At 62.5% G+C, this 22097-nt stretch carries 19 protein-coding genes and 1 tRNA gene; 8 read left to right on the forward strand and 12 right to left on the reverse strand.

The window, feature by feature from the left end; genetic code table 11:
- Window positions 1-15: 15 nt before the first annotated feature.
- From ACHMW7_RS22375 to ACHMW7_RS22385, 3 genes are all read right to left on the reverse strand, one after another.
- On the reverse strand, window positions 16-798 hold the full coding sequence (locus ACHMW7_RS22375) for an ATP-binding cassette domain-containing protein (protein ID WP_395447648.1): 783 nt from the start codon (window positions 796-798) through the stop codon (window positions 16-18).
- The gene (locus ACHMW7_RS22380) at window positions 798-1880 is read right to left on the reverse strand and encodes an ABC transporter permease (protein ID WP_395447649.1); all 1083 of its coding nucleotides are present in this window, start codon (window positions 1878-1880) and stop codon (window positions 798-800) included. The genes ACHMW7_RS22375 and ACHMW7_RS22380 overlap by 1 nt, the downstream gene beginning before the upstream one ends.
- Window positions 1881-1982: 102 nt before the next feature.
- Window positions 1983-3014 carry a sugar ABC transporter substrate-binding protein gene (locus ACHMW7_RS22385; protein ID WP_395447650.1) on the reverse strand — a complete coding sequence of 344 codons (1032 nt, stop codon included), beginning with the start codon at window positions 3012-3014 and terminating at the stop codon, window positions 1983-1985.
- A gap of 260 nt (window positions 3015-3274) precedes the next feature.
- Here ACHMW7_RS22385 and ACHMW7_RS22390 point away from each other — a divergent pair, with 260 nt between their 5' ends.
- The 4 genes from ACHMW7_RS22390 to ACHMW7_RS22405 all read left to right on the forward strand — a co-directional run bounded on the left by ACHMW7_RS22390 (window position 3275) and on the right by ACHMW7_RS22405 (window position 7247).
- Window positions 3275-4501, forward strand: a complete 1227-nt coding sequence (locus tag ACHMW7_RS22390) for an ROK family protein (protein ID WP_395447651.1) — start codon at window positions 3275-3277, stop codon at window positions 4499-4501.
- A gap of 2 nt (window positions 4502-4503) precedes the next feature.
- Complete coding sequence (locus ACHMW7_RS22395) at window positions 4504-4950, forward strand: RbsD/FucU family protein (protein WP_395447652.1); 447 nt, start codon at window positions 4504-4506, stop codon at window positions 4948-4950.
- Window positions 4947-5870, forward strand: a complete 924-nt coding sequence (locus tag ACHMW7_RS22400) for a carbohydrate kinase (protein ID WP_395447653.1) — start codon at window positions 4947-4949, stop codon at window positions 5868-5870. Before ACHMW7_RS22395 ends, ACHMW7_RS22400 begins: the two co-directional genes overlap by 4 nt.
- A gap of 234 nt (window positions 5871-6104) precedes the next feature.
- The gene (locus ACHMW7_RS22405; RefSeq protein ID WP_395447654.1) at window positions 6105-7247 is read left to right on the forward strand and encodes a DegT/DnrJ/EryC1/StrS family aminotransferase; all 1143 of its coding nucleotides are present in this window, start codon (window positions 6105-6107) and stop codon (window positions 7245-7247) included.
- Between the two features lie 15 nt (window positions 7248-7262).
- On the opposite strand, the gene cysQ is transcribed toward ACHMW7_RS22405, so the two are convergent.
- The 5 genes from cysQ to ACHMW7_RS22430 all read right to left on the reverse strand — a co-directional run bounded on the left by cysQ (window position 7263) and on the right by ACHMW7_RS22430 (window position 13152).
- Window positions 7263-8114 carry a 3'(2'),5'-bisphosphate nucleotidase CysQ gene (gene cysQ / locus ACHMW7_RS22410; RefSeq protein WP_395447655.1) on the reverse strand — a complete coding sequence of 284 codons (852 nt, stop codon included), beginning with the start codon at window positions 8112-8114 and terminating at the stop codon, window positions 7263-7265.
- On the reverse strand, window positions 8065-10002 hold the full coding sequence (cysN, locus tag ACHMW7_RS22415; RefSeq protein WP_395447656.1) for a sulfate adenylyltransferase subunit CysN: 1938 nt from the start codon (window positions 10000-10002) through the stop codon (window positions 8065-8067). Before cysN ends, cysQ begins: the two co-directional genes overlap by 50 nt.
- A 2-nt stretch (window positions 10003-10004) precedes the next feature.
- Window positions 10005-10910: a sulfate adenylyltransferase subunit CysD gene (cysD, locus tag ACHMW7_RS22420; protein ID WP_395447657.1), complete on the reverse strand. Its 906-nt coding sequence runs from the start codon at window positions 10908-10910 to the stop codon at window positions 10005-10007.
- A gap of 557 nt (window positions 10911-11467) precedes the next feature.
- On the reverse strand, window positions 11468-12475 hold the full coding sequence (locus ACHMW7_RS22425) for an NAD-dependent epimerase (protein WP_395447658.1): 1008 nt from the start codon (window positions 12473-12475) through the stop codon (window positions 11468-11470).
- Between the two features lie 83 nt (window positions 12476-12558).
- The gene (locus ACHMW7_RS22430) at window positions 12559-13152 is read right to left on the reverse strand and encodes a biotin transporter BioY (protein ID WP_395447659.1); all 594 of its coding nucleotides are present in this window, start codon (window positions 13150-13152) and stop codon (window positions 12559-12561) included.
- Between the two features lie 123 nt (window positions 13153-13275).
- Between ACHMW7_RS22430 and ACHMW7_RS22435 the strand changes: the two genes are divergently transcribed.
- Complete coding sequence (locus ACHMW7_RS22435; protein WP_395447660.1) at window positions 13276-14184, forward strand: MBL fold metallo-hydrolase; 909 nt, start codon at window positions 13276-13278, stop codon at window positions 14182-14184.
- Window positions 14185-14186: 2 nt separating this feature from the next.
- On the opposite strand, the gene ACHMW7_RS22440 is transcribed toward ACHMW7_RS22435, so the two are convergent.
- Window positions 14187-14939, reverse strand: coding sequence for a DUF1499 domain-containing protein (locus ACHMW7_RS22440; RefSeq protein WP_395451412.1), 753 nt, complete (start codon window positions 14937-14939; stop codon window positions 14187-14189).
- A 207-nt stretch (window positions 14940-15146) separates the two neighbouring features.
- Window positions 15147-16784 carry a fatty-acid--CoA ligase gene (locus ACHMW7_RS22445; RefSeq protein WP_395447661.1) on the reverse strand — a complete coding sequence of 546 codons (1638 nt, stop codon included), beginning with the start codon at window positions 16782-16784 and terminating at the stop codon, window positions 15147-15149.
- 170 nt (window positions 16785-16954) lie between these two features.
- Here ACHMW7_RS22445 and ACHMW7_RS22450 point away from each other — a divergent pair, with 170 nt between their 5' ends.
- Window positions 16955-17668 (forward strand): hypothetical protein, encoded by a 714-nt coding sequence (locus ACHMW7_RS22450; protein ID WP_395447662.1) that lies wholly within the window; start codon window positions 16955-16957, stop codon window positions 17666-17668.
- Window positions 17669-17704: 36 nt separating this feature from the next.
- On the opposite strand, the gene ACHMW7_RS22455 is transcribed toward ACHMW7_RS22450, so the two are convergent.
- Window positions 17705-18442, reverse strand: coding sequence for a polysaccharide deacetylase family protein (locus ACHMW7_RS22455; protein WP_395447663.1), 738 nt, complete (start codon window positions 18440-18442; stop codon window positions 17705-17707).
- A 228-nt stretch (window positions 18443-18670) separates the two neighbouring features.
- Window positions 18671-21337: a pyruvate, phosphate dikinase gene (gene ppdK, locus ACHMW7_RS22460; RefSeq protein WP_395447664.1), complete on the reverse strand. Its 2667-nt coding sequence runs from the start codon at window positions 21335-21337 to the stop codon at window positions 18671-18673.
- 206 nt (window positions 21338-21543) lie between these two features.
- Between ppdK and ACHMW7_RS22465 the strand changes: the two genes are divergently transcribed.
- Both ACHMW7_RS22465 and ACHMW7_RS22470 read left to right on the forward strand, forming a co-directional pair.
- A complete protein-coding gene (locus tag ACHMW7_RS22465) occupies window positions 21544-21879 on the forward strand; it encodes a VOC family protein (RefSeq protein WP_395447665.1) in 336 nt (111 codons plus the stop codon).
- A gap of 118 nt (window positions 21880-21997) precedes the next feature.
- Window positions 21998-22072, forward strand: a tRNA-Gln gene (locus ACHMW7_RS22470).
- Window positions 22073-22097: the final 25 nt, after the last annotated feature.

Below are 22097 nucleotides of genomic sequence, written 5' to 3' on the forward strand. Positions count from 1 at the left end.
GTTGTAGCCGGGCGGTCAGGCGGCGATCGCCGCCTCGGGTGGCGCCTTGGCTCCGGTCATGAAGGCCACGGCATCGGACATGGTGTATTCCTTCGGATTGATGACCGTCAGCCTGCGGCCGAGGCGGTGAATGTGGATCCGGTCGGCGACCTCGAAGACATGCGGCATGTTGTGCGAGATGAGCACGATCGGCAGGCCACGCCGCTTCACGTCGAGGATCAGTTCGAGCACGCGGCGCGATTCCTTGACGCCAAGTGCCGCTGTCGGCTGATCCATGATCACGACCTTGGAGCCGAAGGCTGCGGCACGCGCCACTGCCACGCCCTGGCGCTGGCCACCCGAGAGGGTCTCGACTGCCTGGCTGATGTTCTGAATGGTCATCAGGCCAAGTTCGGTGAGCTTTTCGCGCGCCCGCTTTTCCATCGCCGTCCGGTCGAGCATGCGGAACCAACTGCCCATGATGCCCGGTTTCCTGATCTCGCGGCCAAGGAACATGTTGTCGGCGATCGACAGCGCCGGCGACAATGCCAGGTTCTGGTAGACGGTCTCGATCCCGGCGTCGCGGGCTTCCATCGGCGCCTTGAAATTGACCACCTTGCCTTCGAGGCGGATCTCGCCTTCATCAGGGGTAATGGCGCCCGAGATCGCCTTGATGAGCGACGATTTGCCGGCGCCGTTGTCGCCGATGACGGCGAGGATTTCACCGGGATAAAGGTCGAAATCGGCCTGGTCGAGGGCGGTGACGCGGCCATAACGCTTGACCAGGCCGCGTGCGGTGAGAAGAGGTTCGGTCGACATTAGCCTGCAACCTTTCTGATCCACTGGTCGATGGCGACTGCGATGATGATGAGCGCGCCGATCAACAGATAGGTCCATTGCGGATCCGTGCCGATCAGGCGCAGACCGAGCGAGAAGACGCCGACGATCAGCGCCCCGAACAACATGCCGAGGATCGAGCCGCGACCGCCAAACAGCGAGACGCCGCCGATCACCACGGCAGTGATGGATTCAATGTTGGCGAACTGGCCGGCGGTTGGTGAAACCGAGCCGATACGTCCGATGAGCACCCAGCCCCCGAGCGCACAGATCAGCCCGGAAATGACATAGACTGAGATCAGCACCCGGTTGACGCGCACGCCGGAGAGCTGGGCCGCCTCGGGATCGTCGCCAATGGCATAGACATGCCGGCCCCAGGCGGTGTGGTTCAGGATGTACCAGAGGACCATGACCAGCAGCACCATGGCGACGACGCCGAAGGTGAAAACAGCACTGCCGATCCTGAAATTCTCCCCGAACAGCTGCAGGATCGGCGCCTGCGTTTCGATGTCCTGAGAACGAATGGTCTCATTGGCCGAATAGAGGAAGTTGGAGGCCAGCACGATCTGCCACATGCCGAGCGTCACGATGAATGGCGGCAGCTTCATGTAGGCAACCAGGACGCCGTTGACCCAGCCGCAAAAGGCGCCAACGGCAAATCCGCACAGGATCGCCAGCGACGGCGGCAAGCCGTAGCGGAAGGTGAATTGGCCCATGACCACCGACGACAGCACCATGATGGCGCCAACCGACAGATCGATGCCGGCCGTCAGGATGACCAGCGTCTGGGCTGCGCCAATGATGCCGACGATCGCGACCTGCTGGAGGATCAACGTCATCGAGAAGGCGGAGAAGAACTTGCCACCGATGATGATGCCGAAGGCGGCGAGCGAGGCGACGAGTACGATCAGCGGCACCGCCGCCGGATTGGAATGCAGGAAGTGCTGGACCTTCTCGATCGGTGAGCGCGTATGCGTATCGAAGCTTGCCACTGAGGTGTCGCTGGCCGAGAGAACCTTCTCGAACTCCTGCGGCCGCCTGGCATCTGCCGAAGCGTCAGTCATGTCGATTTCCTCCCACGAGGGATTTCTATCCCACTTGTAGGAAGGGCGACCAAGGGGCCGCCCTTCGTCTGCAAGAGAGTGTCACGCCGTCAGGCGGTCAGATCAACCCCAGCACTTCTCAAGGCCGGTCTTGACGTCGATGGATTCCACGCCTGCAGCAGGCTTGTCGGTTACCAGCGAGACACCGGTGTCGAAGAAATCCTTGCCTTCGGTCGGCTTGGGCTTCTCGCCGGAGTCGGCGAACTTCTTGATCGCCTCGATGCCGAGTGCCGCCATGGCGAGCGGATACTGCTGCGAGGTCGCGCCGATGACACCGTCCTGGACGTTCTTGACGCCTGGGCAGCCGCCGTCGACGGAAACGATCAGCACGTTCTTTTCCATGCCGACCGCCTTCAGAGCTTCATAAGCACCGGCTGCGGCAGGTTCATTGATGGTATGGACGACATTGATGCCGGGGTCCTTCTGGAGCAGGTTCTCCATCGCCTTGCGGCCACCTTCTTCGTTGCCGTTGGTGACGTCGTGGCCGACGATGCGCGCATCGTCTTCGTCGCCGATCTTGTTGGCGTCCTTCACATCGATACCAAAGCCCATCATGAAGCCCTGGTCGCGCAGGACGTCGACTGTCGGTTGCGACGGGGTCAGATCGAGGAAGGCTACCTTGGCCTCCTTGGCCTTGTCGCCAAGGGTCGCAGCGGCCCATTGGCCGATCAGCTTGCCGGCGAGCAGGTTGTCGGTGGCAAACGTTGCATCAGCCGCATCGGCTGGTTCAAGCGGGGTGTCGAGCGCAATGACCAGAATACCCGCATCGCGCGCCTTCTTGATCGCCGGCACGATGCCCTTGGTGTCGGACGCCGTGATCAGGATGCCCTTGGCGCCGTCGGCAATGCAGGTTTCGATCGCTGCGACCTGGCTTTCGCTGTCACCGTCGATCTTGCCGGCGTAGCTCTTCAGCGTCACGCCGATCTCGGCTGCCTTGGCGGTCGCACCTTCCTTCATCTTGACGAAGAACGGATTGGTGTCGGTCTTCGTGATCAGGCACGCGCCGACATCGGCGGCCGATGCCGGTGCAGCAATGCTTGCGAGCGCGGCAACGGCCGCACCAAAAACAGTCGTCTTCAGAACTGAAAATTTCATCGGGCACTCCTCCCAAAACAAAACCATGCGACCCCGGTCAGCGGGTGTCGTTCCGGATGCTCGTTCACTCTTCCCAGTCGAGTATCCGGCCCTGACGAAACACCAATCGGCACCCCGAGTCAATAATTAAATCACTCTTATTTATTATTGACAGGATTGCGGACGGCCCGCATTCTGTCCCAAAAGAAAAATGCGGATTTCCAGAGAGAACCGCTGAGCGGATCTCTAGAGAAAACCGCTGAGATGACGGGAGGAAGCCGGTGGAGGCCGGGAGTTCGAGGCACGGTTCGCCAGATGCCGCAGAGAGCCAGCAGTTGCGTGGCACCAACCAAAGCGGCATGCGCGATCACAACGAGCGGCTGGTGCTGTCGCTGGTGCGGCAGAGTGGTGCGTTGGCAAAATCCGACATTGCGCGGATGACAGGCCTGTCAGCGCAAACCGTCTCGGTGATCATGCGCGAGCTGGAGAACGAGGGCCTGCTGCTCCGGCAGGCGCCGGTGCGCGGCAAGATCGGCCAGCCCTCGATCCCGATGGCGCTCAATCCTGACGGCGCCTTCTTCATCGGGCTCAAGGTCGGGCGGCGCAGCGCCGAGCTGGTGCTCATCGACTTTCTCGGCAAGACGCGCGCCATGCTGCAGAACTCATATCGCTACCCGACCCCACGCGACACGATCGCGTTCGTCAATTCGGGCATCGCCCAGATGCGTGCCAGCCTGACGCGCGAGCAGGACAAGCGCATCGCAGGGCTCGGCATCGCCATGCCGTTCGAACTCTGGAACTGGGTCGACACCGCTGGTGCGCCACGCGAGGTGATGGAGGAGTGGCGCAATCACGACATCCGCACCGACTTGCAGGCGCTGTTTGCCTTCCCCGTCTATTTGCAGAACGATGCCACCTCGGCTTGCGGCGCCGAGCTGGTGTTTGGCGATATCGGCGGCTTGCGCGACTTCGTCTATTTCTACATCGGCGCCTTTGCCGGCGGTGGTGTCGTGCTGAACGGCAGGCTTTATAGCGGCCCGACCGGCAATGCTGGCGCGCTCGGTTCGATGCCGGTGCCAGGCCCGGGCGGCAGGCCGACCCAGTTGATCGATGTCGCGTCGATTGCCGTGCTTGAAAAATCGCTGAATTCACGCGGCGTCGATGCCTCGCATCTTTGGTCCTCGCCCGAGGAATGGGGCGACCTCGGCCCGGATCTCGGCATTTGGATCGCAACCGCCTCCGACGCACTGGCCTACGCCATCGTCGCCTCGGCATCGGTCATCGATTTCGAATGCGCCGTTATCGACGGCTGGATGCCGCCGGCGATCCGCGCCCGCATCGTCGCAACCGTACAGGCCTCGATCGGCATGATCGATATCGAAGGGCTGCGAGCCCCTGCCGTGCGCGAGGGCACGGTGGGCATCCATGCCCGCGCGCTAGGGGGTGCCAGTCTGCCGCTGTCCGAGCGTTTTCTTATCGGCTCGACCGCGCCATCACGAGGGGTCTGAACATGCTCATCGGCATCCCGCCCCTTCTCGGCCCGGAACTGCTCTTCACCTTGCGCGCCATGGGCCATGGCGACGAGATTGCCATCGTCGACGGCAACTACCCCGCCCTCGAACATGGCCGCCGGGTCATCCGCGCCGATGGCCTTGACCTGATCCCCGTTCTCGATGCCGTGCTGCAGGTGTTGCCTGTAGATGACTTTGTTCCGCAAGCGATCTTTCGCTCGTCGGTGAAGGGTGATCCAGCCGTCATCGATCCGGTGCATGAAGAGATCGAAGCCGTGTGCACACGCCATGCGCCAGGATCTGCCGTCGTGCCGCTCGCCGGCGACACGTTCTATGGCCGGGTCAAGGCGGCCCACACCATCATTGCCACCAGCGAGCCACGGCTCTACGCCAACGTCATCGTCCGCAAGGGCGTCATCTATCCGAAGGGAAACGGCAAGCCATGATCCTGTGCTGCGGCGAAGCGCTCATCGACATGCTGCCACGGCTAAGCCCGGCCGGCGAACCGGCCTTTGCACCTTATGCCGGCGGTGCGATCTTCAACTCGGCGATCGCGCTCGGGCGCCTGGGCGTACCCACGGAGTTCTTTTCCGGCCTGTCATCCGACCTGTTTGGCCAGCAGATTCGCGAGGTACTCGCCGCAAGCAACGTCGGCTCGCTCTATGCCGACCTGTCGAGCCGACCAACAACGCTGGCCTTCGTCCGCCTCGACAACGGTCATGCGACCTATACGTTTTATGACGAGAACACGGCCGGACGCATGCTCACCGAAGCCGATTTGCCAGTGCTCGGCAACGACATCGATGCGATGCTGTTCGGCGCGATCAGCCTCATCCCCGAGCCTTGCGGCTCGGCCTACGAAGCGCTGATGAAGCGCGAACACGAAAACCGCGTAACGATGCTCGACCCCAACATCCGCCCCGGTTTCATCCAGGACAGGCAGGCGCATCTCGAACGGATGCACCGAATGATCGGCATGGCCGACATCGTCAAACTTTCGGACGAAGACCTCGCCTGGTTCGGCGAAACCGGCGACCACGCGGACATCGCAGCCAGTTGGCTGGACAAAGGCCCGAAACTGGTCATCGTCACCAAGGGCAGCAAAGGTGCCACCGCCTACAGTTCCCGGCATACAGTTTCGGTGACACCCGAAAAGGTGACCGTGGTCGATACGGTCGGCGCCGGCGACACCTTCAATGCGGGCCTGCTGGCCTCGTTGCACGATCAGCACGTCCTGACCAAGAGCGCGATCTCGGAGCTTTCGGAATCAGCCATCGAAACGGCACTTTCGCTCGGCGCGCGGGCCGCCGCTGTGACCGTGTCGAGGGCCGGCGCAAACCCGCCCTGGCGGCGTGAACTGGCCTGAATCGGGCGTTTTCCGGCGATTTCGCCGATCACTTTATGTTTCGCATCGCCAAGCCGGCTTAGCCGCACCAACCGAGAAAACCGCTGTTTTCCGCCATTTTCGGCGCGAAATTGTTGCAACCGAAAGTAACAAGAACCGCAGCCGCGCCCTGCATGCCGCAGGGTGCTCGGCTTTTTCGGACTCATCAACTCTGCTATCAGCGGCCCGAAGAAACGAATGGGTTTTGGGGCCAAAATGCAGTTTATCGATCTCGGCGCGCAGCGCGAACGAATCCGCGACCGTCTGAAGGCGGCTATCGACAAGGTTGTCGACGAAGGACGCTACATCCTCGGCCCGGAAGTTACCGAATTCGAAAACCAGCTCGCCAAGTATGTCGGCGTCAAGCATGTCGTGGCCTGCGCCAATGGCACCGACGCGCTTCTGCTGCCATTGCTGGCTTCAGGCATTGGCCCGGGTGATGCGGTCTTCGTGCCCAGCTTCACCTTCGCTGCGACCGCCGAAGTGGTGGCACTGGCCAAGGCCGAGCCAGTGTTCGTCGACATCGAACCCGACACCTACAACATCTCGATCGAGAGCCTCGAAGCCGCGATCGCCATGGTCAAAGCGGAAGGCCGCCTCAAGCCCAAGGCGATCATCCCGGTCGACCTGTTTGGCATCGCCGCCGACTATGCCGCCATCGACGCCATCGCCAAGCGCGAAAACCTGCTGGTCATCGAAGACGCCGCCCAGTCGATCGGCGGCTCGCAGGACGGCAAGATGTGCGGTGCCTACGGCCATGTCGCCGCCACCAGCTTCTATCCGGCCAAGCCGCTCGGCTGCTATGGCGACGGCGGTGCGATGTTCACCAATGACGACGAGTTTGCCGCGAAGCTGCGTTCGTTTGCCTTCCACGGCAAGGGCGAAACCCAGTACGACAACATCCATGTCGGCCTGAACTCTCGTCTCGACACGCTGCAGGCGGCGATCCTGATCGAGAAGCTGGCGATCCTCGAAGACGAGATGCAGGCTCGCGCCGTCGTAGCCAAGCGTTACGCCGACGGCCTGGGCGATGTGGTCAAGGCATCGCGCGCGCCCGAAGCCGGCCGTTCGGCCTGGGCGCAGTATGCCATAGAGACCGCCGACCGCGACGGGCTGAAGGCTCATCTGCAGGCGCAAGGCATCCCTTCGGTCATCTACTACGTGAAGCCGCTGCACGTGCAGGTCGCTTATCGTGACTATCCGCGCGTGCCGGGCGGTCTGCCGGTGTCGGAAGCGGTGCCGGGCACCATCCTGTGCCTGCCGATGCATCCCTATCTCAGCGAAGCCGACCAGGACCGGATCATTTCGACGATCCGCAACTATGTCGGCTCGAACTCGGCCAAGATCGCGGCCGAGTAAGCAGGACTTTTCTGATCAGAATATGAAGGCCGGGTCGATGATCCGGCCGCTTGAGACGAAATGCGGATTGGCGAAGTCCGCATCGTTTTCCTGGTTGCGCTTGCCATAGACGAGCGGCGCACCGTCAAGCGTATGCGTGGTGCCACCCGCAGCGCGCAGCACCGCATCGCCGGCCGCCGTATCCCACTCCATCGTCCGGCCGAAGCGCGGATAGAGATCCGCCTCGCCGCTCGCCAGCAGGCAGAATTTCAGCGAAGAACCGACCGAGACGATCTCGGCGGCATGCACCCGCTTGATGAAGGTTTCCGTCTCGGGGGTCAGATGCGAACGGCTTGCGACGATGGTCAGCGGCTCACGCCCCTCGCGCACATGGATCTGGCGGCGCCCGAAAGCCTTGCCTTCAGTGATCTCGTAGGCTTCAGCCTTTCCAGGCCTGCCAGCAAAGAACCGGCCAGTACAGGGCGCGTAGACGACGCCGATTTCAGGGGCTCCGTCGCGGACCAGTGCAATGTTGACGGTGAAGTCGGTGCGGCGCTTGACGAACTCCTTGGTACCGTCGAGCGGATCGATGACGAAGAAGGCGCGACCAAGATCCGGTGGAACCACGCCTTCGGCGGTTTCCTCCTCGGCAACGCATGGCACGTCCGGAAAGGCCGCCCTCAAGCCTTCGAGAATGATCTTCTCGGCAGCCCTGTCGGCCTGCGTGACGGGCGAGGCGTCGGCCTTGTCCGTCACGGTGATTTCGGAATTGTAGACTTCCATGATCGCCTGCCCGGCTTGCACCGCCAGGCGTTCGAACACTGCAAGAATGGCTTCGTCAGATACCGCCGCCGTCGTCGTATTGATGCTCTGCAATGTCTCGCTCATTCAGCCAGGTCTCGACCGTCTCGACCATCTCTTCAGGGGTCTTGCCGAGTGTCTGGAGATGAATCTCAGGATTCTCCGGCGTTTCATAGGGCGAATCGACACCGGTGAAGTTCTTTATCGCGCCAGCCAGCGCACGGGCATACAGCCCCTTCGGATCACGCTTGGCGCATTCCTCGAACGGCGTGTCGACAAACACCTCGACGAACTCGCCCTGCCCCATCAGTTCGCGCGCCATGCGGCGTTCGGCACGGAACGGCGAGATGAACGAAACGATGACGATCAGGCCGGCGTCGGCCATCAGCTTGGCGACTTCGGCGACACGGCGGATGTTTTCGACGCGGTCCTCGTCGGTAAAGCCGAGATCGCGGTTGAGGCCGTGCCGCACATTGTCGCCGTCCAGCACATAGGTGTGGCGGCCGGCGGCGTGCAGCTTCTTTTCAAGCAGGTTGGCGACGGTCGACTTGCCCGAACCGGACAGGCCGGTGAACCACAGCACCGCCGGACGCTGGTTCTTGAGGTCGGCGCGGGCGTGACGGGTCACGTCGAGCGACTGCCAATGGATGTTTTCCGATCGCCGCAGCGGATGCAGGATCATGCCGGCACCGACGGTGGCGTTGCTGATCCGGTCGATCAGGATGAAGGCGCCGGTCGTGCGGTTGTCGGCAAAACTGTCGAAGGCCACCGGCGACTGGGTCGAGATGTTGCAGACGCCAACCTCGTTCATCTCTAGCGACTTTGCCGCCTCATGGGCGAAGTCGTTGACGTTGATGCGGTACTTCAGCTCGGTGACCGTCGCACTGGCCTGGTCGGTCTCGGTCCGCAGGATGTAGGAGCGCCCGGGCAGCAGCGCATGCTCGTCGAACCAGACGACATTGGCGGCGAACTGGTCAGCGACATGCGGCCGCGCAGCTGGCGCCACCAGCAGATTGCCGCGGGAAACCTCGACTTCGTCTTCGAGCACGATGGTGATGGCCTGGCCGGCGACTGCCATGCGCAGGTCATCGCCATGGGCGACGATGCGCTTGACCGTCGACGGCTTGCCCGATTTGGCGACGACGATCTCGTCGCCTTGCGAGATCGAACCGGACGCGATGGTGCCGGCGAAGCCGCGGAAATCGAGATTCGGCCGGTTCACATATTGCACCGGGAAGCGGAACGGACGCTCGACCGCCTCTTCTTCGACCACGACGGTCTCGAGATGCTCGATCAGCGTCGGGCCAGAATACCAGCCCATCTTGTCCGAGCGCCGCGTGACGTTGTCGCCAAAGCGCGCCGACATCGGGATCGGCACGATCGACTTGAAGCCGAGGCTCTCGGCAAAGGCCGCGTACTCGGCGGTGATGCGCTCGAAGATCTTCTGGTCGAAGCCGACAAGGTCGATCTTGTTGATCGCAACGACGATGTTGCGGATGCCGAGCAGCGAAGCGATGATCGAATGGCGCCGCGTCTGGCGCAGCACGCCCTGGCGAGCGTCAACCAGCACAATCGCGAGATCCGCCGTCGAAGCACCCGTTGCCATGTTGCGGGTGTACTGCTCGTGGCCGGGCGTGTCGGCGACGATGAACTTGCGCTTTGGTGTAGCAAAGAAGCGGTAGGCGACATCGATGGTGATGCCCTGCTCGCGCTCGGCCTCCAGCCCGTCGACCAGCAGCGCGAAATCGACGTCCTCGCCTGTTGTGCCGTGCTTGCGCGAGTCGCGCTCGAGCGCGGCGAGCTGGTCCTCGAAGATCTGCTTGGTGTCGGACAGAAGCCGGCCGATCAGCGTCGACTTGCCGTCATCGACCGAGCCGCAGGTCAGGAAGCGCAGGAGCGACTTCTGTTCCTGGCCGGCGAGATATTCGCGGACGCTTTCGGCGGCCTCAATTTTAGTGGCCATGGCGTGGCGCATTCTCAGAAATACCCTTCGCGCTTCTTCTTTTCCATCGAGCCGGCTTCGTCGCGGTCGATGAGGCGTCCTTGCCGCTCGGAGGTGCGGGCGGTCAGCATCTCGCTGACGATGCCTTCAAGGCTGTCGGCGTCGGATTCGATGGCACCGGTCAGCGGGTAGCAGCCGAGCGTGCGGAAGCGCACGAGCTTGTTTTCGACCACCTCGCCCGGCTTGAGCTTCATGCGGTCGTCGTCGCGCAGGATCAGCATGCCGTCGCGCTCGACCACCGGCCGATGCTTGGCGAAATAGAGCGGCACGATCGGGATATTTTCCTGCAGGATGTACTGCCAGATATCGAGTTCGGTCCAATTGGACAGCGGAAAGACGCGGATCGATTCACCGGCGGCGACGCGGGTGTTGAAGATCTTCCACATTTCCGGGCGCTGGTTCTTCGGATCCCAGGCATGCTGCGCGTTGCGGAAGGAGAAGATGCGCTCCTTGGCGCGCGACTTCTCCTCATCGCGGCGGGCACCGCCAAAGGCTGCGTCGAAGCCGTATTTGTCGAGCGCCTGGCGCAGGCCGACCGTCTTCATCACATGTGTGTGGGTGTTCGAGCCGTGATCGAACGGGTTGATGTTGTCGCGGACACCGTCGGGATTGACGTGGACGAGCAGGTCGAAGCCAAGCTCGCGCGCCATCGCGTCGCGGAACTCGATCATCTCACGGAACTTCCAGGTCGTGTCGACATGCAGGAACGGGAACGGCGGCTTGGCGGGGTAGAACGCCTTCATCGCCAGATGCAGCAGGACCGAGGAGTCCTTTCCCACGGAATAGAGCATCACGGGCTTGGTGAAAGTAGCAGCGACCTCACGGAAGATGTGGATCGCCTCCGCCTCGAGACGGTCCAGGTGAGTCAGTCTGGCAAGCATTGAAAAGCCTTCGGAAATCGTTCCTTGGCCGCGGTTTTTGAGCCGAAACGACCGATTGGCTGCAGTGTCTCACAAATTAGCTGTGTCGCAAGCAGCCCACGACCAAAATGCACGGCCAGCACAGTCAGTTTTTGCCCGTGTTCCACATCTTCTGGAATGCAATTCCATCGCGCAGTCAGACGGCTGCTCTTGGCGCCAAATTTGTCCACGGACAGACAGCCCGTCGCGACCTGGCAAGGCCAGCGATTCCTGTCGGCTCGAAGCGTGGATAGCCACGGCCGTTTTTCCACGCCCTTTCGAGTTGCCGTCCTGCGACGGAGGACGCGCTGCATCGTGAAGGGTCTGGAGATCCTGACGACAACGAGCGGCTTCGGGCTGAACGCGGAAGGCGGTGTGTCTGTGCAGCATGAGCTTCACTGGCTCGGCCACAGGTGTGCCCGCTACAGCGCAACGCTCAATGGCGTGGTCACGCCGTGGGCGGCGGCGCGACCTGTTTGCCGGGCAAAGCTGCAGGCAACATCGCCACAGGAGGTCAATCTGCCTAAGCCGTCGCCTTGCTATTGGACGCGGTAGTACCTGCCGTACCAGTCAACGAAACGGACCAGCCCCTCTTCAATCGGCGTGTGTGGAAGCTCGCCGATCAATGCTTCGAGGTCGCTGACATCGGCCCACGTGCTCAGCACATCGCCCGGCTGCAGCGGCATGAAATTCTTCACCGCCTCGCGGCCGGTCGCGCGTTCCAGAATGCGGATCATCTCCATCAGATGCTCCTTGCGGCGGTTGCCGATATTCATCACGCGGTGCGGCGCCCAGCTGCCAGAGGCCCCGCCAGTTGCAATGTCATAGTCAGGATCGGCCTTCGGCGGCTGATCAAGCAGGCGCATGATGCCTTCGACGATGTCGTCGATGTAGGTGAAGTCACGGTACATATCGCCATTGTTGTAGATGTCGATCGTCTCGCCGGCGAAGATGGCGCGCGTGAACTTGTAGTAGGCCATGTCGGGCCGGCCCCACGGGCCGTACACGGTAAAGAAGCGCAGGCCCGTCGCTGGAACGCCGAACAGATGGCTGTAGGTGTGCGCCATCAGCTCATTGGCCTTCTTGGTCGCAGCATACAAGCTGACTGGATGGTCGACGCCATCACGTGGCGAATAGGGCTGCTTCTTGTTGCCGCCATAAACCGAACTCGACGAGGCATAGATCAGGTGCTTCGGCGGCGTCGCGCGGCAATTTTCGAGGATGTTGAGAAAGCCGGTGATGTTGGCGTCGACATAGGCTTGCGGGTTGTCGAGCGAATAACGCACGCCGGCCTGGGCCGCGAGGTTGATCACGATCTCGGGACGGCTTTCGAACGCCGATTTCACTGCCGCCGCGTCGGCGAGATCAGCCTGGATGAAACGGAAATCGCTGTGTTCGGCGAGCATTTCCAGCCGCGCGCGCTTGAGCGTGGTGTCGTAATAGTCGGTGACGCTGTCGAAGCCGACGACCTCGTAGCCCTCGGCCAACAGCCGTTTGGCGACATGGAAACCGATGAAGCCGGCCGTGCCGGTGACGAGAACGGTCATGAATTCACTGCTCTTCAAATGCAAACGCCCCGGCCTTTCTAAGGCCGGGGCGTTGCTAAAACCAGTGGTCGGTTGCGAGCGGATCAGCCCTTCTTGGGCAGCAGCGCCCAGATGGCTGGCACAGCCGCAGCAGCCAGCGCCACCTTGATCAGGTCCGGCACGATGAACGGCACGACGCCGAACTGCCACGACTTCTCGGCACCGATCAGCAGCGACAGCCAGGAGAAGCCGAGCGCCATCATGACGACTTCGGCGACGAGCATCGCGCCGAGCATCTTGACGATGCTGCGGCCCCAGCCGCGGTCGACGGCCCAGCCGACGATTGCCGCCATGGCCACGAAGCCCAGCAGATAGCCGCCGGTCGAGCCGAGCATGTAAGCGATGCCGAGGCCTTTTTCAGGCGTGCTCTGGAATACAGGATAGCCCATGGCGCCCTGCGCCATGTACAGCAGCAGCGTCGCAACGCCGAGGCGCAAGCCATAGGCCGCGCCGATGCCGAGCACGGCAAGCGTCTGCAGCGACAAGTCGACCGGTCCGAGCACGACCTTGGTCTTGGCCGAAGCGATGAGCAGCAGCGAGCCTGCAACGGCCAGCAAAAGCTGGGTCGCCAGACGCATCGCGCCCTTTTCAGGCAATGCCGCAGAGATAAGCGCGGTGGAACTGGATGCAGCAGCCATGTAAATCCCCTTGTGGTATGCGTGCCGAGGCACGCCAAACATGGTTTTCCCTATATTGTCTTCCATGCTAAGCGGCAAACGAATTTGCCTAGGGCACCTCGAACTCACAGATATCGGCTGGCCATGTCTCTCGATTTCGATACACGTTTCGAACCCGCCTACGGCCAGCCAGTTGCTGTCGCCGACGGCGTCGTGCGGGTGACCGCCAACAATCCAAGCGCTTTCACCTTTCGCGGCACCAACAGTTATCTCATCGGCCGCGACACGCTGGCCGTTCTCGATCCTGGCCCCAACGACGACGCCCATCTCGAAGCCCTGGTTCGAGCCATCGCCGGCCGTCCAGTCAGCCACATCTTCGTCAGCCATACCCATCGTGACCACTCGCCGCTTGCTGCACGCCTGAAGCTGCTGACTGGCGCCGTCACCGTCGCCGAAGGCCCGCACAGGTCGGCACGCCCGCTGCGAATCGGCGAAGTTGCCCCGCTCGATGCGAGCAGCGACACGGACTTCGCCCCCGATCTGGTCGTAGCCGACGGACATGCTGTCGATGGCGACGGCTGGCGTATGCGCGCAGTGCTGACGCCGGGCCATGCGGCGAATCACGCGGCGTTTTCGCTCGAAGGCACAGGCATCCTGTTTTCGGCCGACCATGTCATGGCCTGGTCGACCTCGATCGTGGCACCGCCCGACGGGGCGATGTCGGATTACATGGCCTCGCTCGACAAGCTGATCGAACGCGACGACCGCATCTATCTGCCCGGCCATGGCGGTCCGGTCGCCGAGCCGCAAAAATTCGTGCTTGGATTGAAAGCACACCGCCAGATGCGCGAGCATGCGATCCTCGAGCGCCTTGCAGCCGGCGACAACTCAATTCCGGATATCGTGCGCGCGATCTATCGCGACACCGATCCCAGGCTTTACGGTGCCGCCGGGCTTTCAGTGCTCGCTCACCTTGAGGATCTGGTCGGGCGTAGCCAGGCGATCAGCGACGGCCCGCCTGCGATCGACACCATCTATTCCCTGCCCAAATAGACCTACGGCTGGGGCGTCGCCGTCGTCGCCGTTCCGGCCTGGTTGGCGATCTCCTGGTCGAGTTCGGCCAGGAAGCCTGTGATGCGTTCCGCATTGTCGCCGAGGTCGTGTCGGCCATAGCGCGAGGCCGAGCGCATGTCGACGAAGGTCGAATCGCCGTCATCTACCAGGCGGATCACCACGTCGGAGGGCAAGGCGAGGATAAAGGTACGCGCCACCGCTTCGATGTCGACCTCGCCCGCAGCCTGGTCGGCGGCCGGCGGCGGCACCACGATCTCCCAGCCCTGCCGCCCGAGCACGGTCGAAACACTTTGCAGCACCTGGTCGAGCGACAGGTCGTAGCGCCGGCCGGCAACCAGCGGATAGGCCTGGGCCTGCAAGGTGCGTTCGCCGGCCGATGGCATCTCCAGCCTGTTCATCGCCGGCGTGCGCAACGACATCGCCGCTGTCAGCGCCGGCGGATCTTCGACATCGGTCGAGATATCGCGCAGCATCGGCAAGGTGGCGATCTGATAGGCAACGAAACCAAAGGGCGCGAGCACTGCGAGCCCCAGCAGGGCCCCGATGGTCAGATCGTGCCCGCCCCGGTCGCCGAACTTCCACAGCCGCGAAAAGGCGAAGCCGGACAAAAGCAACGCGAAGGCAGCGAGCAATGCGACGATGCCCAGAACCCAGAAGAAGGCCGTGGTGTCGACCAGGCCGCGGCGATGGCCGAGCACCGCAGTAATCAGCAGGACCACCGAAAACGACGCCATGCCCCGCGAAAGCCCCGCCGAGCGCGTGGTACGCACTTCATGATATCTCGACTGATATTCGGCCATCGAACCCCGTTACCCACCCAATAGACATGGCAGCACTGCCGTCCCCACGGCAGAAAGTCGCTGCGCGTTCAAGCTAGAGGGTTTCCTGCCGCGGTTGAAGCGGAAAGGCGGCTTGTGCCCCCTTCCCGCACATGAACTTGTCTACCCAGCGGTGTCGGTCGGCAGGCGATAATCCTTGAACTTCTCGCGCAGCGCCGTCTTCAGGATCTTGCCGGTCGCCGTGTGGGGAATCTCGTCGACAAAGGCGACATCGTCCGGCATCCACCACTTGGCGACCTTGCCGTTCAGGAACGCCAATATGTCGGCCTTTTCAGGTTCCTTGCCCTGCTTGCGCACGATGACCATCAGCGGACGCTCCTCCCAGCGCGAGTGCTTGACGCCGATCACCGCCGCTTCCTGGACATCTGGGTGTCCGACCGCCAGGTTTTCGAGCTCGATCGAAGAAATCCATTCGCCGCCCGACTTGATCACATCCTTGGAGCGGTCGGTGATCTGCATGTAGCCATTGGCGTCGATATGGGCGACATCGCCGGTGTCGAACCATGCCTCGGTGTCGAACTGTTCGGCGCTGGCACCGCCGAAGTAAGAACCTGAGACCGCCGGACCACGCACCTTGAGGCGGCCGAAAGTCTTGCCATCCCAAGCCAGTTCATTGTTATCGTCGTCGGTGATCTTCATCTCAACGCCGAACGGCGTGTAGCCCTGCTTCTGCTGGATGTTCAGCCGGTCGTCGCCCTCGAGGTCGTCATATTCGGGCTTGATGGTGCACAGCGTACCGAGCGGCGACATCTCCGTCATGCCCCAGGCGTGAATGACCTCTACGCCATAATTGCGCTCGAACTTCTCCGTCACCATACGCGGGCAGGCTGAGCCACCGATCACCACCTTGTTGAGGTGCGGCAGTTTCTTGCCGGTTTCCTCCAGATGCTGCAGCAGCATCAGCCACACAGTCGGCACGGCTGCGGTGAAGGTAACACGCTCGCTGTCGAGCAGTTCGTAGATCGAAGCGCCATCCATCTTGCCGCCGGGCATAACGAGCTTGGCGCCCACCATCGGTGCGCTTTGGGCAAGCCCCCAAGCGTTGGCATGGAACATCGGCACGACAGGCAGGACGACGTCGCGAACCGAAATGCCCATGGCGTCGGGCATCACCGCGATCATCGCGTGCAACACGTTGGAGCGGTGGCTGTAGACGACACCCTTGGGGTCGCCTGTCGTGCCCGAGGTGTAACACATGCCCGCCGCCGCATGTTCGTCGAGCACCTTCCAGGCATAATCGCCATCGGCCTCGGACAGCCACTCCTCGTAGGCGACGACATTTGGCAGGGTCGTCTGCGGCAAGTGCGCGGCATCGGTCAGCACGATGACACGCTTGAGCGACGATACCTGTGGCGCGATCTTTTCGACCAGCGGCAAAAATGTCAGGTCAACGAACAGTGCCTGGTCCTGCGCGTGGTTCATGATCCAGACGAGTTGTTCGGGAAAAAGGCGCGGATTGAGCGTGTGATAGACCGCCCCCATGCCCATGATGCCGTACCACGCTTCCATGTGGCGGGCTGAGTTCCAGGCCAGCGTCGCGATACGGTCGCCGAGTTTGTAGCCGTCGCGCTCCAGCCTTTGCGCAACCTTCAGCGAGCGCGTGCGCAGTTCGGCATAGTTGGTGCGGACAATCGGCCCTTCGATCGACCGCGACACGATCTCCCGGTGCGGGTGCTGCCGTGCGGCATGGTCAATGATCTTGTGGCACAGCAGCGGCCACTCCTGCATCAGTCCGAGCATGTGGATCCTCCCAGATCGTACCAGGCCATTTTGGGCGCAATACGCGGATTGTCCAGCCTGACCCCAGGGAAGCCAAGCCGGCAAAATGCCAGTGGCCATATTGCGGCCACGGTCCCGGTTAACCTTTGTTACCGGCTGGTGTGGGTGGGTAGATTAATGTGAGGGTTCACATGGAAACGCAGCCCCGCGCGGAGGACGAAGTCCTGTCGCAGCATGACGCGCAATCTGAACAGCTTGTTGCCCCCGAGACATCCGAAACGGATTCCGGTGGTGAGACAGCTACAGACGAAACAGCTACAGGCGAAGAGGTCGTTTTGGCGACTAGCCCCGAAGTCGAAGCAGCCTCGGGCATCGAACTTGCCGACGAAGCCGAAAATGTCGAACTGTCAGCCGAAGAGTTGGCCAGCGACACGCCGACGGAGCTTGATGCCGTGGCCGAGGAGTCGCCAGAAATGGCAGGTTTTGAAGCACAGGCCGCCGCCATCGAAGAGACGCCTGCCAATGAGCCGGCCGTCGAGCTTTCTTCAGAAGAACTCAGCGTCGATGCCACCGAAGCGAGTGCCGAGACCGTCATGCAAATCGACGCTCCACCGATCATTGCCAGCGACGTATCGGAGGCGGAATTCACGCAACTCGTCGACGATGCGCTCGAAGCAGTTGGCGGCATCCTGTTGTTCAAGATGCGCCTCGATGAAGACGGCGACGACAAGCATGTCGCCGCGGCCTCGATCGGCGACGGGGGCCGGCGTCAGTTCCTGCTGCTCTCGCTTCCCGTCACCGGCGGCAAGCTGAAGGTGGAATCGGCCTCGCGCAGCAATAGCCCGCTGGCCAAGCTCGCCGAGGCCTATGTCGGGGTCGTCGAAGCGTTTCGCGCGGCAGCCTGAGCGGCAGCAGCGCGTTACGCACCTCGCTGCAAGTTTTCAGTTCGTGGTGTCGTCCGTGCCGTCGTCGTCGACGTCGTCCAGGCGAACGAAGGCGTAGCCTTTTTCCTTGAGCCTCAGCAGCCCCTTGACCAGTCCGCCACCGGCAGCGTGGGTGGGCTGGTTGATGTGCGCGATAATGACATCGCCATCCTTGGCTGAGGAAACGCGGCGTTCGGTCTCGCGCGCGCCGAGCAGCGAACCGCCGTCGCCATTGATCGAAAAGCCGGCAATCCTGAAACCCAGGCTGCGGATCAGCGCTATCGATGACGGGCTGTATTGCGCCGTTGCACCGCGAAACCACTTTGGCGCCGGCTCGCCGCGGTCAGTGAGCGCAAGCGCGCCTGCTACCACCTCAGCCTGCACCGCTTCTGCACTGCCTGCACTTTTCAGCCCGTAGATGCTGCGCGGCGTGTCGACAGCCGGGACATGCTCGGCGCCATGGTTCTCCAACTCGAACAGTTCGGGATGCGCCCTCATGATCGCGAGCGCCTCGGCGTTGCGCTTCAGCCATTTGCCGGTAACGAAGATCGTCGCCGGTATCTTGTTGTCGACGAGTGCGGAGAGAATGCGGCCGTCAGTCTTGCCACCGCATGCGTCCAGCGTCAGTGCCACGCGCGGGGCAGTTTCGGGAGAGGCTTTGAGATGCAGCCGGGGTTCGAGAAGTGCCGCCGAGGCTGAAGAACTCACCAGCGCCGCGAAACCGACGCCAATCAAAAACCTGCCAAGCATGCGCATGCGAACTTCCGGGAATTACAGTCTGGGACCGCGGCCACTGGCACCCGGATTTGGGCGCGAAGATGACGGCCGGGGACGCTGGGCAGCGGGCAAAATGGGGTGAGGCAATCGACGCGTCGCTCAGACAGCGGCCTCAATCGAAACAATGCTTGGCGAAGTCGCCTGACACCGACGGTTATACCCAAAACGCATTCTGGGTATAACCAGTGAAATCAACCCTTTGCGCCGTTACCGCTTCGCCTTGACCGCAGCCTGCGCTGCCGCCAACCGCGCAATCGGCACGCGGAAAGGCGAGCACGAGACATAGTCGAGCCCGACACTCTCGCAGAAGTGGATCGAAGCCGGGTCGCCGCCATGCTCGCCGCAGATGCCGAGCTTGATCTCGGGCCGGGTCGCCCTGCCCTTCTCGGCGGCAATCTTCACCAGTTCGCCGACACCGTCGATGTCGAGCGAGACGAACGGGTCCTGCTCGATGATGCCCTTCTGGCGATAGGTCTCCAGGAACGACGCCGCATCGTCACGCGAAATGCCGAAGGTCGTCTGGGTCAGGTCGTTGGTGCCGAACGAGAAGAACTCGGCCGCCTCGGCGATGACATGCGCGCGGATCGCCGCACGCGGCAGTTCGATCATCGTGCCGGTCAGGTAGTCGATCTTGGTGTCCTGCTCCTGCATCACGCTCTGGGCGACCGCATCGATGCGCGCCTTGACGAAGTCGAGCTCCTTCATCAGGCCGACCAGCGGCACCATGATCTCCGGCACTACGGGGCTTCCGGTCTTCTTGCCGGCCTCGACAGCCGCCTCGAAGATGGCGCGCGCCTGCATCTCGGCGATCTCCGGGTAGGAGACAGCAAGACGGCAGCCGCGATGGCCGAGCATCGGGTTGAACTCGTGCAATGCCTCGGTGCGCTGGCGCAGCTTGTCGGCCGACACGTTCATCGCAGCCGCGACCTCGGCGATCTCTTCTTCGGTCTTGGGCAGGAACTCGTGCAGCGGCGGGTCGAGCAGGCGGATCGTTACCGGCAGGCCGGCCATGATCTCGAACAGCTCGATGAAATCAGAACGTTGCATCGGCAACAGCTTGGCAAGTGCCGTGCGCCTGTCCTTTTCCGTGTCGGCGAGGATCATCTCGCGCATGGCGACGATGCGGTCGCCGTCGAAGAACATGTGCTCGGTACGGCACAGGCCGATGCCTTCGGCACCGAAGGAACGCGCCATGCGTGCATCCGCCGGTGTTTCGGCATTGGTGCGCACCTTCATGCGCCGCGCCACATCGGCCCACTCCATGATCGCGGCAAAATCGCCGGAAAGTTCCGGCTGCAGCATCGGCACCGAGCCCTTCAGCACCTGGCCATTGGAACCGTCGATGGTGATGATGTCGCCCTTGCGGAACGTATGGCCCATGGTGATCAGCGTGCCGGCGCGATAGTCGACGCGCAGCGAACCGGCGCCCGAAACACAAGGCTTGCCCATGCCTCGGGCAACCACCGCCGCGTGGCTGGTCATGCCGCCGCGCGTCGTCAGGATGCCTTCGGAGGCATGCATGCCGTGGATGTCCTCGGGACTGGTCTCGATGCGCACCAGAATGACCTTGCGGCCGGCCGACTTCAGCTCCTCGGCCTCGTCGGACGAGAACACGATCTCGCCGGTAGCAGCACCAGGCGATGCCGGCAGGCCAACCGCGATGACCTCGCGCTGCGCCTTCGGATCGATCGTCGGGTGCAGCAACTGGTCGAGCGCCGACGGGTCGATCCGGCAGATCGCCTCATCCGTGGTGATCAGCCCTTCGCCGGCCATCTCGGCGGCGATCTTGAGTGCTGCCTTGGCGGTACGCTTGCCCGAACGGGTCTGCAACATCCACAGCTTGCCGCGCTCGATGGTGAACTCGAGATCCTGCATGTCGCGGTAGTGCTGTTCGAGGCGATTGGAGATCGCCACGAATGCGTTGAACGCCTCCGGCATCAGCTTTTGCAGCGACGGTTTGTCGGAGCCGGCGGCAATGCGCGCGCCCTCAGTGATGTTCTGCGGCGTGCGGATGCCGGCCACCACGTCCTCGCCCTGGGCGTTCACCAGGAACTCGCCATAAAGCATCTTTTCGCCGGTCGACGGGTTGCGCGTGAAGGCAACGCCTGTCGCCGACGTCTCTCCCATATTGCCGAACACCATGGCCTGGACGTTGACCGCCGTGCCCCAGCTCTCGGGAATGTCGTGCAGGCGGCGATAGGTGATGGCGCGGTGGTTCATCCAGCTCTGGAACACCGCACCGATGGCGCCCCACAGTTGCTCATGCGGGTCCTGCGGGAACGAACGACCAAGCTCTTCCTCGACCTTGGCCTTGTAGAGCGCAATGACCGCCTGCCACTGGACGGCGGTGAATTCGGTATCGAGCTCGTAGCCGAGACGCGCCTTTTCCTCTTCGAGCAGTTCTTCGAAGACCTCGTGGTCGAGGCCGAGAACGACGTCGGAGTACATGGTGATGAAGCGGCGGTAGCTGTCATAGGCAAAACGCGCGTCGCCGGCATCCGCCGCCAGCGCCTCGACGGTGACGTCGTTGAGCCCGAGATTGAGCACCGTGTCCATCATGCCCGGCATCGAGGCGCGAGCACCGGAGCGGACCGAGACAAGCAGCAGGTTTTCCGGGTCGCCGAACCTACGGCCGGTGATCGCGCCGACATGGTCAAGCGCGGCGCGAACATCGGCTTCAAGCGTGCCCGGATAGCTGCGGCCATTGGCATAAAACCAGTTGCAGGCCGCGGTGGTGATGGTGAAACCGGGCGGCACCGGCAGGCCGAGGCTGCACATCTCGGCGAGGTTCGCCCCCTTGCCACCGAGCAGGTCGCGGTCGCTTGCGCGCCCCTCCGCTGCACCGTCGCCAAAACTGTAAACCCACTTGGTCATGCCTTCTCCTCGCCGACTGAGTGTGGAGCAAGACGGTGGCCGCCGCCCGCTTCTGGGCCGAGCGATATGATGCTGCGCTGCGAAAGGCAAGGCGCAGTTCCGCCACGGAACGTCCTACAATCGATTAATGAACTGGAGCCACCGCAGCCTTGCAGCAACCAGTCCCCTCATATAGAACATAACAAGAACAATCATGGGAGATGACAATGCGCAAGACCGGCAAACTCGACTATATCGAACTGGCGGCGGTTGGCGGCACGCTCGACCACGTGAAGTCCTTCTACAGCGCGGCCTTTGGCTGGACCTTCACCGACTACGGTCCCGACTATTCGGCCTTCGCCGAAGGCATCGATGGCGGTTTCCAGGCCCAGGTGCCGGCCAAGCCACTGCCGATTCTCTACTCCGAAGCACTGGAAGAGACGGCTGCAGCGGTGGAAGAGGCTGGTGGCACCATCGTCAAACCGATCTTTTCCTTCCCCGGTGGGCGACGCTTCCACTTCGTCGATCCGGCTGGCAACGAACTCGCCGTCTGGGGCGAATAGTCAGCACTTTGAGCTGGAAAAGCAGCAACGGCGCGATTGTGCTTTTGCCGCGCGCTGCATATAAGGCGGCTGTCGATTGAACTCGCCTGCGGCTCAATATTGCAAGCCTGCGGCTTGTTGGGGCGTCGCCAAGCGGTAAGGCATCGGTTTTTGGTACCGACATTCCCAGGTTCGAATCCTGGCGCCCCAGCCACCACCTGCTCCACATTCGTTTAGCT

Origin of the sequence: Aminobacter sp. UC22_36 (assembly GCF_044056035.1) — a bacterium.
Classification (GTDB): domain Bacteria; phylum Pseudomonadota; class Alphaproteobacteria; order Rhizobiales; family Rhizobiaceae; genus Aminobacter.